A 14,124-nucleotide genomic window follows, 5' to 3' on the forward strand; every position below is an offset into this window, starting at 1 on the left:
AGTAAAATATCAATTTCCTAAACGAACATTAGAAGGTTCCCTTACTACATATAGTATATATAATGAATCTCCGATTTTTGGTATTTCATTTAAATAAATAGAATTTTGATATGTTTCGAATTTCACAATTGCAGATAGTGTATCTGTGTTTACAACATATTGCAATTTCAAATTGTAATAGTCATAAGCCGCGGAGCCCCATCCTGAAGCATTTAAATCACGATGTTGAACTACATCTAATACCTTAGCTTTTGTTCGTTCAGAATTTTTCAAAAAATAATTGACGTTATAATTATCTATACCCCATATTATAAATCCCAAAATAAAAACAAATAGAAAAAGTAAATAAATATTTTTCAAAGTAAACCTACTTGATTCCATTTTATACTCTAATTCTTTTTCGTATAATTCAGCATTTTCTCTTGCTCTTTTGCGACTTGATGAATAAGGAAATTTATTATTTTCTTTATCAAATAACATACATCGTTTATTACATTCAAAAACATCTTTGATTATTGAAAAGATTGTTCAAAGAATCAAAGATATTTTGAGACTAATCATCTGAAATTAAAAAGGAACATCGTCATCCTCATTCTCACTTGGGAGTCCTGGTGGTGGTCCACCAAAGGCATCATCTGCACTAGGTAGTGCGTTAGGATTAAAAGTATCATCATTTGCTGCAGCATTCATACTACTTGCAAACTCGTATGGCGTAGAGAAATCATCAAGGTTGTCAAACTTACCTAAGTGACCAACGAACTTAAGACGTATGTTATCAAGACCACCGTTACGGTGTTTTGCAACAATAAACTCTCCTTGTCCTTCTGTTGGGCTGCGTTCATCATCATCCCATTCTTCAATTTTATAGTATTCTGGACGGTAGATAAAAGATACAATATCTGCATCCTGCTCGATTGCTCCAGATTCACGAAGGTCTGAAAGTAAAGGTCTTTTACTACCTCCACGCGTCTCCACCGCACGTGATAGCTGTGACAGCGCAATTACTGGTATAGAAAGTTCCTTTGCAAGTGCTTTAAGGTTACGAGAAATCATCGAGATTTCTTGCTCTCGGTTACCTCCACCCTTTTGAGAAGAACCACCCGTCATTAACTGCAGGTAATCAATCATTATTATTTTAATCCCAAACTGTGATGCAAGACGTCTTGCCTTTGCACGTAAGTCAAAAATAGAAAGCGATGGTGTATCATCAATAAATAAAGGGGCTTTCTCTAAGCTTTTTACTTTCACATTGAGCTGCTCCCATTCATGCTTCTCTAACTTTCCTGTTCTTAGTTTTTCTGAAGATAATCCCGTTTCTGACGAAATCAAACGAGTAATCAACTGTACTGAAGACATCTCCAGTGAGAAGAATGCTACCGGTATATTTTGATCTACCGCCATGTTACGAGCCATCGTAAGTGTCATCGCTGTTTTACCCATACCTGGACGAGCTGCAACGATAATTAAATCTGATGGTTGCCATCCAGAGGTAAGCTCATCTACCTTATGAAAACCAGTAGGAATACCTGATAACCCCTCTTGATTTGCTATCTCTTCAATTCGCTTTTTTGCTTGTATTACAAGGTTCTGAGCACTCTCAGAACTACGTTTTACGTTTCCTTGAGTTACCTCATACAGTTTTGTTTCTGCAGTATCTAGAAGATCAAATACATCTGTAGTTTCATCATACGCCTCTTCAATAATTTCATTAGAAATTTTAATGAGTGAACGCTGTATAAACTTCTGTAAGATGATACGAGCGTGATACTCTATGTGGGCAGAAGAAGCTACTTTTTGTGTGAGTTGGATAAGGTAATAATCACCTCCAGCTACATCCAGCTTGCCCATCTTCTTAAGTTGCTCAGAAACAGTTAATAAGTCGACTGGCTGCCCTTCTTCAAAGAGCACTCTTATCGCCTCAAAAATATGTCTATGCTGATCTTTATAAAAAACCTCTGGTGATAAGATGTCAATTACTTCATCTACACCTTTCTTGTCAATCATAAGCGCACCAAGCACAACAACCTCAAGATCAATTGCTTGCGGTGGTATTTTCCCTTTTTCAAGGCTAATTAATTGACCTTTAGAAGTGTTATATGCTGGCTTCGGCTTAGTTTGTTCCATAGCTACGAAAGTAAATAAATAGTTATGCGAGATACGCTTTCGCGAAAGCGTAGTACTCACAGGTCATTAACAATTGAACTGTTAATAACTAGAAAATATTGTTAATAAGGGTAAAAAAATCCGCACTGGAAAAGCGCGGATTATGGCATCAAGTGAAAAAGGTCTTGTTAGCCTTTGAAGACTCCCATTTCTGAATATTTATTCATCCTTTGTTCCACCAGTTCTGTTGGTGATAAGTTCTTAAATTCGTCAAAAGCTTTTAATATTGATTCTTTTACAGTAAGAAAAGCCTCTGGACGGTTTGCATGTGCTCCGCCTAATGGTTCCTTTACAATCTCATCAATAAGCTTTTGTTTTTTCATATCTGTAGCAGTAAGTTTTAAAGCCTCTGCTGCTTGTTCTTTATACTCCCAGCTTCTCCATAAAATTGAAGAACATGACTCTGGTGAGATTACAGAATACCAAGTATTCTCAAGCATCAATACTTTATTACCAACGCCTATTCCTAAGGCTCCACCACTTGCTCCTTCACCTATAATTATTACAATAATAGGCACTTTAAGACGTGTCATCTCAAGAATGTTACGGGCGATAGCTTCTCCTTGTCCACGCTCTTCTGCTTCTAGACCTGGGTATGCTCCTGGTGTATCTACAATAGAAACTACAGGTACTCCAAACTTTTCGGCACTTTTCATAAGACGTAACGCCTTACGATATCCTTCTGGGTTTGCCATACCGAAGTTACGGTACTGTCTGGTTTTTGTGTTATATCCCTTTTGCTGGCCAATGAACATAAATGACTGATCACCTATCTTTCCTAGGCCACCTATCATTGCTTTATCATCTTTTACGTTACGATCTCCATGAAGCTCTAAAAAGGTATCACCACAGATAGCGTTTATGTAATCTAATGTATAAGGACGATTAGGGTGTCTTGATAATTGAACACGCTGCCAAGCGGTAAGATTTTTATAAATATCCTTTTTGGCTGCGGCTAGTTTTTTTTCTATTTGCTTACAAGTCTGGGTAACGTCTACATCACTCTCTTGGCCTATTAAGGCACATTTTTCCAGTTGCTCTTCAAGCTCTTTGATGGGTAATTCGAAATCTAAATATTCCATTCTCAAGGTTTTAAGACGCGCAAAGGCGCTTTACTTTCGGTTAGGTATAGTCTACAAATATAATGGTTTTCTTAAGAGACTCAAGCCTCTTTAACAGCCTTGAATTTTTTACTATTCTTAAGCACTCCATTAGCAATAACTACAGCGAGTATTACAAGCGCGCCATAGTAAAATTCTGTACTCATTTGTTCTGCATCTCCTAGCACTAGAAAGGCTAGTAATATTCCATATACTGGTTCAAGATTAATGGTAAGCATGATTGTATACGGACTTAAATGTTTCATTACCGCTACAGCCGCTATAAAGGCATATGCTGTACATACAGAGGAAAGTACCCCTATATAAACCCAATCCATAGTAGGTAGAGCAAAAAACTGTGCAGAAAAGAATGTATCTGGCCTTGCAACCACAAGATAGACTGTCACACACAGACTCCCAATGAGTAACTCGTAAAAAGATATTTTTGTAGGATGATGATTTTCTATAAACTTCCCATTTATCAACGTAAATACTGCCGATAAAAATGCAGATAGCAAAGCCAACAATATACCAGTCTGATATGCTGTCTCTACTTCAAAAATAACGTAAAGTGCACCTACAACGATAGCACCAAATAAAAGCTCATACCAGATTACCTTACGTTTATAGAATATAGGTTCGAGTAAAGCTGTAAAGAATGCTCCTGTACTCATCATTGCAAGGGTAATGGAAACATTAGATTCCTTAATAGCTCCAAAGAAAGTAAGCCAGTGTACCGCAATGACTAGTCCTGCAATTGCAAAACCTATTAATGTTTTACGTGGTACAGCAAGAGATACCCCTCGTATCTTTATGAAAGCAAATATGAATATACTTGCAAGCCCCATTCTAAACCATACTAATGGAACAGCATCTATAGTTATAAGTGCTCCAAGTACTGCTGTAAATCCCCAAATAAATACTATCAGGTGAAAATGAAGGTATGCCTTAAGCTTATCGTTTTGCATTGCGTAGAAGATATACTGCTAGTATAGCAAAAAGTATGTTAGGTGTCCACACAGCAATTAACGGTGGAAAATCTGATTGTTCTGCAAGTGTTCCAAAAACTTTATCAAAGAATATAAAAACAAAAGCAAGCACAATTCCAAAGGCAAGGTTGATACCCATCCCTCCACGACGCTTCATAGCGCTTACAGCTACTGCTATAATTGTGAGTATGTAAGCTGCGACAGGTAAACTATAGCGTTTTTGTAAAGTCACTTCATAACGACTTATGTAAGAAGATCCTCTTGACTTTTCCTTTGCAATAAACTCTCTTAATTCTGGAGTACTCAAGGTCTCTGCAATATATTCTACAGGCGTTAGGTCATCCATATCAAAATTGAATACCGTATCTAATTTTGCTTTACTTTCTAGAATATCACCGTTCTCTGTAATCGTTCTCTTCTTAAAACTATTTAAGGTATAAGTAGTATCCTCTTCATTATATCTAATACGTGTAGCACTCATTTTGTAAGTCATCTTATTGCCTTCAAAATGCTCCCAAGTAAAATTACGCCCAGTCTTAGTACGTGGTGTAAAACTGCTTACATAGATATAATCTCCTGTATCAATCTGTCGATAAACGTTTTGTGTATCTCGATCTTTTTTATTCTTCTTTAGGTATTCAAAAATGAATTCGTTGTAGCCTTTATTTGCACGAGGAGCAAGATAAGTCCCTAAGAAAAAAGCACCTGCACAAACTATGGTCGCCCCTATTATATATGGTCTTAAGAATCTATAAAAGGATACTCCACTACTCAAGAAGGCAATAACCTCCGTATTGTTTGCCAGTTTTGAGGTAAACCAAATGACCGACAAAAACAGAAATAAAGGAAAAAGAAGATTTGCAAAGTATATTGTAAAATTCAAGTAATACAAAGCCACCTCACTAAAAGGAACTTCGTTTGCTAAGATTTTATCAATCTTCTCTGCAAGGTTTACAATGATACCTATAGGTATAAACAGCACAAGCATCGTGACAAATGTCCCGATGTATCGCTTTACTATATACCAATCTAGAATCTTCAATTATAAACGATTATCCATTTGTTTTACCATCATTTCTTTCCAAGTCACAAAGTCTCCTGCAATAATATGCTTGCGAGCTTCACGCACTAGCCACATGTAAAATCCTAAATTGTGGATGGTTGCGATTTGCATTCCTAATAACTCATGACATTTAAACAGGTGACGAAGATAGGCTTTACTATATTCTGTATCTACCCAAGTAAGTCCCATTTCATCTATAGGAGAAAAATCATCCTCCCATTTCAGATTTTTAATGTTTATACTACCGTAGGCAGTAAATAACATTCCGTTACGAGCATTTCTTGTAGGCATCACACAGTCAAACATATCTACACCTAACGCAATATTCTCTAAAATATTTATAGGAGTACCTACTCCCATTAAATATCTAGGTTTGTCCTTAGGCAATATAGCAGTTACAACCTCTGTCATCCCATACATTTCTTCTGCTGGCTCTCCTACAGAGAGTCCACCTATGGCATTTCCAAAAGCACCTGCATTTGCAATATATTCGGCAGATTGTGCTCTTAAGTCCTTATACGTACTTCCTTGTACAATAGGAAATAATGCTTGCTCATGACCGTATAGTGCTGGGATTTTATTAAAATGATTAATACAACGATCTAGCCATCTATGCGTCATATGCATAGACCTCTTTGCATATCGGTAATCACATGGATATGGCGTACACTCATCAAATGCCATCATAATATCTGCACCTATCTGGCGCTGAATTTCCATCACATTTTCTGGTGTAAATAAGTGCATAGACCCATCTACGTGAGACTTAAAACGCACTCCTTCCTCCTTAATCTTACGTCTATTAGAAAGAGAGTATACTTGATACCCACCACTATCTGTAAGAATAGGTCGATCCCAGTTCATAAACTTATGTAATCCACCTGCCTTCTGCATAATGTCCATCTTAGGACGTAAGTACAAATGATAGGTATTACCTAATATAATATCTGGATTAATATCTTCTCTAAGCTCGCGCTGGTGTACACCCTTTACAGATGCTACCGTACCTACGGGCATAAAAATAGGCGTCTCAATGACACCGTGATCTGTTGTAAGTTTTCCTGCTCTCGCTTGAGATGCAGGATCTGTTGTAAGTAATTCAAATTGCATAAGAGGCAAAGATATAACTTAGATACAATTTAAAATGAAAGTTGCAACGTCATTTTAAAGGTTAAAAAAGCCTCAGCATATTAAAACAATGTAATAACATACCAGATACTGAAGCCTAACAAAGCAATTATACTCACAACACTAAGCAAATCCATGCCTTTAGAGAGCCTCGCTTCTTCAGGAATACTTTCGTCCTTAAAGGATAAATAGTTGCAAATGGCATAAAACGGAGCGGTAAGAAAAGATAATATGGTCGCCACTTTCACAAGAGCTCCCATCTCGCTTATTAATAAAAATAATATGCCACAGGTTCCAAGAATTAAGACGATTAGATAAAACAGGTATCCTCGTTTTTTAAAACCAAAACCTAATAATGAGGTTGTAGCATCAAGCGCTCTTGGAGACGCATCTAATGTAGTAAGTGTGGTGCTAAACATTGTTGTAAATGCAGCCACACCAATAAGCAAGGTTGCCCAGTCTCCCAGACTTGCTGTGTACATATTGATAAGTTGGCCTGCAAAAACACCTCCCCTTGGAGAAAAAGTCTCTCCAGTACCAAACATAACTAACGCTCCTAAGGTCATAAAGCAAATACCCAGCACTACCGCACCAGCATACCCTATATTAAAGTCAAAAATTGAATTGCGCATTGCATCCTTACCCGTATCCCTTTTTTCTAAGGTCCACAGTGAATGCCATATAGAAATATCTAGTGGCGCTGGCATCCATCCCATAAAAGCAATTAAAAATGCCACAGCTGCTCCTTCGGTAGGGATGACTTGCAGCAAATTTGCTGGAGTTCCCATTCCTTGGTTTGTTACGCTTTCGCGAAAAGCAAAAAAGACAGCCACCAGCGTACTTATAGTGAGTGTGACAATGATCACCTTCATTAGTTTATCGAGAATCCTATACTTTCCTACTGCTAGTATTGCAGCACATAGTATTGTAATTGCAACACTCCATATCGCTACGTCATTAGTTATTCCAAAAAGCTGAACAGCTATTCCTGCAGTTACAATGGTTACTGCTGTCTGAATAGTAAACATAGTGGCTAGCGTCAAAAAGAAATAAACCCACAAAACAGGTTTGCCTAACTTCATATAACCAACTAACAAACTATTCCCAGTTGCCGAGGCATACCTGGGCCCAAACTGAAAGAAGGGATATTTTATAATATTAACGAGAATCAAAGCCCACAATAGACCAAAGCCAAAATCGGCGCCTGCTCTGGTGCTTTGTACAAGATGAGAAACCCCAATAGCTGCACCAGCAAATAATAATCCTGGCCCTAACTTTTTAAAGGGTATAGCTTTCAATTATCTTCTGTTTTAATTACATCTGCGAGTAATCTACGAGCACGTAGAAGCTTGACTTTTACATTGCTCATAGGCTCTTCAAGATACTCTGCCATTTCTTTATAGCTCATTTCTTGAAAGTAACGCAAATTAATGATTTCTTGATAATGAGGCTTTAAGGTTTTAATATAAGCTAGTAATTCAGATAAATTCTGCTCCTTTATGAGTACATCTTCTGGAGATGGATTTAAGTCTGCCACTTTCTTTACTCGCTCGTCATCACGATCAGAAATATGAGATCGTATAGAAGACTCATTCTTCCGAATTATATCAATGTGTATATTTTTTGATATAGTAATTAACCATGTGGCAAACCTATACTCTTCTTTATAGGTATCTATTTTTGAAAAGGCTTTGGAAAACGTCTGGATGGTTATATCCTCTGCATCATAAGCATTTTTAGTACGCTTGAGTTGGAATCCATATACTTCACTCCAAAAGGAATTAAGCAAAAAATTGAAAGCACTTTGCTTTCCTTCTTTTGCTCGGGATATTTCTAGAATAATTTTTTCGGGGGTTACTTCCACCGTGTGGGTTTTGTGATAAGGTTACTGATAAAGATACTCATTTGTACACATACCAACGTAATCTCGTAAATAGGGTATAAATAAGTCAAATCTTTTTCTTGCAAACGCGCAGCGCTACAACCTACAGTAATCCATGCACATAAATAACGTACACCAATAATGAGCGCTACCCACTGCCAGTTAAACTGAGTTACAAGAAGGGCAATTGCTCCTACCAAGAACAAACACTGACTTATATAAAATAGCGCTAGCAATGATTTCTCAAGAAATTTATAGTGCACTGCAGTGCTTATATGCCTGCGCTTTTGAGTTATCCAACTTGCAAAAGTTTTCTTAGGAGTAGAAATTGTAAATGATTCTGGAGAAAACTGTATCGCTGTATTCTTACGTGTGCTTGCCTCGTTTACAAACAGGTCGTCATCACCACTTTGAATTTTAATGTGGTTGATAAATCCTTTTTGCTCATAAAAAACATCTGACGTATACGCTAGGTTACGACCAACGCCCATGTAAGGTCTACCCGCTTTTGCCCAACTAAAATATTGCAAAGCAGTCATCAAAGTTTCAAATCTTATAAGCTTATTAATCCAAGATCCTTTAATTTTCTCATAAGCTCCATAACCTAACACAATTTCCTTTTCTTCACTAAAGGAAGAAGCCATGTGCTGTAACCAGTGATTTGATGCTGGAACACAATCTGCATCTGTAAATAACATGTGCTTATGCTGTGCTCGTTTTATCCCAAGCGTAAGTGCGTATTTTTTATTACCCCAGAAAGTCTCATTATTCACCACATTTACTTGCTGTACATTTACATTGGCCAGTTTAAATGCTTCCATAATATCTTCTGTATCATCAGAAGATGCGTCATTAATTAAAATAACTTCAAATTCTGGATAGTCTTGAGATAGTATTTTTGGGATATTTTTTTGAAGATTTGCCGACTCGTTTTTGGCACAAACGATTACCGAAACTGAAGGAAGCGAACTTGTAGTGGTCTTAGAAATTTTCGCGAAAGCGAATAACCAATAGAAAACATAAAAAGTCACGTTAATAAACGTGACTCCTATAAATATATAAAAAAGTAGTGTGAAAATTTGTTCCAACAGATAGAGGTCTTATTTCTCTACAGAACAGTCACCCATTTCTTCGGGCATTTTACCGCACATACCGCAAGCCTCACCACTCTTATTAAGAAAAGGACTTTGACTAGCGCAGGTACCTGCAAATTTACCATCTTTTTTTGCCCAAATTTTGATTGCAATACCCGCTACAGATAGTGCAAGAAGGGCTAGTGTTATTAATAGTAACTCCATGACAATTATTTTGCACAAAGATACAGAAAGGCACTAGGAAGTAAAAGTTTTTTAAAGGAAGGAAAGTGCTTAGTTATTCTCAAAACTTATAGTAGCAACTTCATTTGCTTGTGTTGCTTCTTTACTCCCACCCTTAGGTTCTATCGTAATATTAATACTCGCCATACGTTCCTCATAAGGAATCTCTACAAGGTTATCTTTTGTAACCTTGAGAATATCTAGAGGAACTAGCGTTCCATCTACAGATGCCCACATCTGGTACACTTGCTCGTCTGGAAGTTCAGGCAAGGTATTTACGTGTATGTATGAGCGCTGCTCTAGCTCGTTAACGTAAGCAACGGCCTCTAGTCGCTGTGCACGTACATTACCTTGTAAAATATATTTTTGAGTTGAGGTATTATTAAGAATCATAAATTGCTCCTCTACAGATTGTAACATCTCTCTGTTTGAAACGATATCATCATTTAAGTTTTCAAGCAGGTTTGATGTAAACCTTCTATCATCTAGCAACTCTTGATTTTGCTTATAAATCATAATAGCAACTAGCCCAAAAAATGCAGCAATCATACATGCAGTAATGGCAAGAATAGGCAAAGCACGCTTAGGCTTATTCCTTGCTACATTTACGATTGTAGCTCGCAATTCCTCAGGAACTTTTACAGCATAGGATGCCGCATAATTCTCAAGATTTTCTTGTAATTCTATATAGGTTTGCTTCACCTCTGGATACTTAGCTATATAATGCTCAGCTTCCTGAGACTCTATAGGCGAAGTAGTTCCCATAAGGTAACGCTCTAATAAATCGTTCTCTAAAAATTGTGAAACTCTATCACTCATAACATACTGATCATAAAAAATAATACTCCAAACAGTTTACGCAGTTCTCGTAGGCCTATTTTTAACCTAGACTTCACAGTACCTAACGGTATGTTCAGCTCTTCACTTGCCTCTTGCTGGGTCATTCCTTGAAAAAACAATGCATCAATCACTACTCTGTATTTATCTTCAAGTCCATTTGCATGTTCTTGAATATCCATATGCTCTATTGCCAGCGAGGTAGACTGTAAATGATATACGTTTGAATCGTTTGTTTGGACTTCTTTATTCATTTTTCTTTTACGACTACGCACCTTGTCTATAGCCGTGTTTTGAACTACTCTAAAAAGCCAGGTAAACAGACGCGCTTTATCTGCGTCATACTTATGTGCGTTTTTCCAAATTTTGACAAATGATTCTTGCAATACGTCTTGAGCAAGCTCCTCATCATGGGTCACTTTAATCGCAACACCATACAGAGCATCTGCATAGTTGTCATATAATAACCCTATAGCACGCTCATCTCCAGCCTTAAGGAGTTCTACAATATGTTTTTCGACAAATGTCTTCAAAAAGTAAGTTTTTCTTGAATTAACAAAATCTTAAGAATACAATTCCATCCCGCACTTCAAGTTAGTGCGTATAATTAAGAAAGGAAAAGATTTTACTATAAACTCTGTAAACAACGTATTATTATGAAACTCAAAAATATAATTTTAATTGCAGTAATTTCATTCTTTTCCTTGAGCAGTTATGCACAATCGGACATAGTAGACATCATCTTACATTCTGAAAATCACACAACATTTACTGCAACAATAAAAGCTGCAAATCTTGTTTCCACCCTTAAAGAAAAAGGTCCATATACCATATTTGCACCTACCAATGAAGCATTTGACAAACTTGAACAAGGAAAACTACAATTCCTCTTACAACCAGAAAATAAAGCTATACTATCCACTACGCTTACCTATCACATAATACCAGCTTATTTGACCGCAAATAACATTGTTGACCAAATAAAGATAGGAGACGGCACCTTTAAAATGACAACCGTTGCTGGCAATATTCTCACAGCCTCTATTAAAGATGGCAATGTAATTCTCACAGACAGCTCAGGGAATATTGCAACAATCACTGCTACAGATTTAAAAGGATCTAACGGTATCGTCCACGTAGTTGATGGAGTAATGATCCCTGATAATTAGAATTACCTAAAGTCTAGTTTAGTTGAGAGAGCCCTATGCGAGTGGGGCTTTTTTACGCTTTCGCGAAAAAGGTAGAAATCACAAAAAGGTAGAAATAGAAAAAGAGCAGCTATTGGGCTGCTCTTTCTTTATGTGAAAAATTATATTCTTATCTAATTCTTTTGACCTTAAATCACATTCACCTCTGGAACAATCTTTATCCCAAACATTTCATTTACGGCTGCTTGAATTTTCATAGCAACTCCCCAGACTTCTGCTCCTGTTGCATTCCCATGATTAACTAACACAAGTGCTTGCTTATCATGCACACCTGCATCTCCAAATCTTTTTCCTTTAAAACCTGCTTGTTCGATGAGCCATCCTGCTGGAACTTTAATTTGCTCATTACCTATCGGATAAAAAGGTATTTCGGTATGCTCTTTTCTGAGTTCGGTAAACTGAGCTTGAGAGATTACTGGGTTTTTAAAAAATGATCCACTATTTCCTATCTTTTTAGGATCTGGCAACTTAGACTGGCGTATCTCTATAACCGCGTTTGAGATATCTACTAAGGTTGGGTTTGTTATTTCTTTCGCTTTAAGCGTGTCATAAATAGCGCCATACTCTGTATTTATTTTATGATTCTTCTTTGTGAGTTTAAAAGTCACCGACGTAATTACATGTTGATCTTTGAGCTCATTTTTAAACACAGAATCTCTATATCCAAAAGCACAATCTTCAAGTGTAAAAACACGCTCTTGTTGTGTAGCTCTATGCACTGCCTCACATGAGTAAAAAGTATCTTTTAATTCTACTCCGTAAGCACCTATATTTTGAATAGGCGATGTTCCCACATTACCTGGGATAAGAGATAGATTCTCAACACCTCCTAGGTCGTGATTTACACAGTACAACACAAACTCGTGCCAGTTTTCTCCTCCAGCTACCTTAAGCAAGATCTCATCTTCAGTAAATGTATCATCTACCACTTCAATACTCTTAAGGTCACAATGAATCACTAGCCTATCGACATCTTTAGTGAGAAGCATATTACTCCCTCCCCCTATTATAAAAGGATTAGGATATGCCTCATCTGCAAGCAATTCTTTTAAGACATCAATAGAAGAAACGCTCGCAAAATAGCGAGCGTTTACGTCTATACCAAAGGTATTATACTTCTTAAGTGATACGTTTTCTAGTACCTCCATTATTAATCTTGATATTGCTCTAGAGCAACTTTTAAAATAACCACAGCATCTTTTAAGTGGCTTTCTTCTAGCACATAAGCGATACGTACTTGGTTAAGACCTACGTTTTCACTACTGTAAAATCCAGCCGCTGGAGCTACCATTATTGTTCTTCCATCTAAGTCAAAAGACTCAAGTAACCACTGTGCAAAAGCATCTGCATTTTTTATTGGAAGCTCTGCGATACAGTAAAATGCACCTTTAGGCTTTGCTACTTTTACTCCCGGTATAGCTTCTAGTCCCGCTACAAGAATATCTCTACGAGACACATACTCTTCAATCACATCGTCAAAGTAACTTTGCGGAGTATCTAATGCTGCCTCAGATGCTATTTGTGCAAATGTAGGAGGACTCAAACGTGCTTGTGCAAACTTCATAGCCGTACTCATAAGTTCTTTGTTGCGACTTACGATACACCCTATACGAGCTCCACACATAGAAAAACGCTTTGATACAGAATCTATCATGATTGCATGATTATCTATATCTCGCTCTTTCATTACTGAGTGATGCTGGTGACCATCATAAGCAAACTCACGATACACCTCGTCTGCAATAAGAAATAGATCATGCTTTTTAACTAGCTCTGCTAGCTGGCGTATTTCTTCTTGAGAATATAAATACCCTGTTGGATTCCCAGGATTACAAATAACGATTGCCTTTGTTTTGTCTGATATCAGTTTTTCAAAATCTGAAATAGGAGGCAATGCAAATCCTTCTTCTAAGGTAGATATAACAGGAACTACCGTCACGCCACTTGCAGTTGCAAATCCGTTGTAGTTTGCATAGAAAGGTTCCGGAATGATAATTTCATCACCTGGATCTGTAACGCTTCCCATTGCAAACAACAATGCTTCAGAACCTCCTGTAGAAATGATTATCTCTTCTGAGGTCACATCAATACCGTGATTACTGTAATAAGAAGCAAGTTTATCTCTATAAGATTGAAATCCTGCACTATGACTATAAGCAAGCACCTCAAGATCATTATTTTTTACCGCATCAAGCGCTACTTGTGGCGTCTTGATATCTGGCTGACCAATGTTAAGTTGGTGAATTTTTATTCCTCGAGCTTTGGCCGCATCGGCAAATGGTACGAGTTTACGTATAGGTGATTGAGGCATTGCTAGCCCCTTCTTTGATATTGCTGGCATAATGTATTTTTCTTTATACAAAAATGCGTAATTTATTGGTGTTTTTAAAGCGTGTGGAAGGGTATTTTGCTTTCGCGAAAGCGCATAAAAAAAGACC

15 protein-coding genes are annotated in these 14,124 nt (G+C 37.2%); 1 reads left to right on the forward strand and 14 read right to left on the reverse strand.

All coding sequences use genetic code 11. The features are described from left to right. Nucleotides 1-9: 9 nt before the first annotated feature. From ACJJVW_RS03850 to ACJJVW_RS03905, 12 genes are all read right to left on the reverse strand, one after another. Nucleotides 10-480, reverse strand: a complete 471-nt coding sequence (locus ACJJVW_RS03850) for a hypothetical protein (protein ID WP_405250803.1) — start codon at nt 478-480, stop codon at nt 10-12. Nucleotides 481-567: 87 nt separating this feature from the next. After that, nucleotides 568-2,124, reverse strand: a complete 1,557-nt coding sequence (gene dnaB, locus ACJJVW_RS03855) for a replicative DNA helicase (protein WP_405253055.1) — start codon at nt 2,122-2,124, stop codon at nt 568-570. A gap of 167 nt (nt 2,125-2,291) precedes the next feature. Next, nucleotides 2,292-3,245, reverse strand: coding sequence for an acetyl-CoA carboxylase carboxyltransferase subunit alpha (locus tag ACJJVW_RS03860; RefSeq protein ID WP_298328989.1), 954 nt, complete (start codon nt 3,243-3,245; stop codon nt 2,292-2,294). Nucleotides 3,246-3,325: 80 nt separating this feature from the next. Further along, on the reverse strand, nt 3,326-4,231 hold the full coding sequence (locus tag ACJJVW_RS03865) for a DMT family transporter (protein WP_405250804.1): 906 nt from the start codon (nt 4,229-4,231) through the stop codon (nt 3,326-3,328). Then, nucleotides 4,218-5,294, reverse strand: a complete 1,077-nt coding sequence (locus ACJJVW_RS03870) for an LptF/LptG family permease (protein ID WP_405250805.1) — start codon at nt 5,292-5,294, stop codon at nt 4,218-4,220. Before ACJJVW_RS03870 ends, ACJJVW_RS03865 begins: the two co-directional genes overlap by 14 nt. Continuing rightward, entirely contained in the window at nt 5,295-6,425 is a 1,131-nt protein-coding gene (tgt, locus tag ACJJVW_RS03875) for a tRNA guanosine(34) transglycosylase Tgt (protein ID WP_405250806.1), read from the reverse strand. 80 nt (nt 6,426-6,505) lie between these two features. Next, nucleotides 6,506-7,741 (reverse strand): Nramp family divalent metal transporter, encoded by a 1,236-nt coding sequence (locus ACJJVW_RS03880; protein WP_405250808.1) that lies wholly within the window; start codon nt 7,739-7,741, stop codon nt 6,506-6,508. Continuing rightward, nucleotides 7,738-8,307, reverse strand: coding sequence for an RNA polymerase sigma factor (locus tag ACJJVW_RS03885; RefSeq protein WP_405250809.1), 570 nt, complete (start codon nt 8,305-8,307; stop codon nt 7,738-7,740). The genes ACJJVW_RS03880 and ACJJVW_RS03885 overlap by 4 nt, the downstream gene beginning before the upstream one ends. Then, nucleotides 8,298-9,413, reverse strand: coding sequence for a glycosyltransferase (locus ACJJVW_RS03890; protein ID WP_405250810.1), 1,116 nt, complete (start codon nt 9,411-9,413; stop codon nt 8,298-8,300). Before ACJJVW_RS03890 ends, ACJJVW_RS03885 begins: the two co-directional genes overlap by 10 nt. A gap of 12 nt (nt 9,414-9,425) precedes the next feature. Then, nucleotides 9,426-9,623: a hypothetical protein gene (locus ACJJVW_RS03895; RefSeq protein WP_013751282.1), complete on the reverse strand. Its 198-nt coding sequence runs from the start codon at nt 9,621-9,623 to the stop codon at nt 9,426-9,428. 69 nt (nt 9,624-9,692) lie between these two features. Next, on the reverse strand, nt 9,693-10,460 hold the full coding sequence (locus ACJJVW_RS03900) for an anti-sigma factor domain-containing protein (protein ID WP_405250811.1): 768 nt from the start codon (nt 10,458-10,460) through the stop codon (nt 9,693-9,695). Next, nucleotides 10,457-11,011, reverse strand: a complete 555-nt coding sequence (locus ACJJVW_RS03905; protein ID WP_298329007.1) for an RNA polymerase sigma factor — start codon at nt 11,009-11,011, stop codon at nt 10,457-10,459. The genes ACJJVW_RS03900 and ACJJVW_RS03905 overlap by 4 nt, the downstream gene beginning before the upstream one ends. Before the next feature lie 123 nt (nt 11,012-11,134). Here ACJJVW_RS03905 and ACJJVW_RS03910 point away from each other — a divergent pair, with 123 nt between their 5' ends. Then, a complete protein-coding gene (locus tag ACJJVW_RS03910) occupies nt 11,135-11,647 on the forward strand; it encodes a fasciclin domain-containing protein (RefSeq protein ID WP_405250812.1) in 513 nt (170 codons plus the stop codon). A 167-nt stretch (nt 11,648-11,814) separates the two neighbouring features. On the opposite strand, the gene murB is transcribed toward ACJJVW_RS03910, so the two are convergent. Together murB and ACJJVW_RS03920 are read right to left on the reverse strand one after the other, a co-directional pair. Then, complete coding sequence (murB, locus tag ACJJVW_RS03915; RefSeq protein ID WP_405250813.1) at nt 11,815-12,834, reverse strand: UDP-N-acetylmuramate dehydrogenase; 1,020 nt, start codon at nt 12,832-12,834, stop codon at nt 11,815-11,817. 2 nt (nt 12,835-12,836) lie between these two features. Further along, nucleotides 12,837-14,027 (reverse strand): pyridoxal phosphate-dependent aminotransferase, encoded by a 1,191-nt coding sequence (locus ACJJVW_RS03920; RefSeq protein WP_405253057.1) that lies wholly within the window; start codon nt 14,025-14,027, stop codon nt 12,837-12,839. Nucleotides 14,028-14,124 lie beyond the last annotated feature (97 nt).

The organism is Dokdonia sp. Asnod3-C12 (assembly GCF_045063975.1).
Lineage (GTDB): Bacteria > Bacteroidota > Bacteroidia > Flavobacteriales > Flavobacteriaceae > Dokdonia.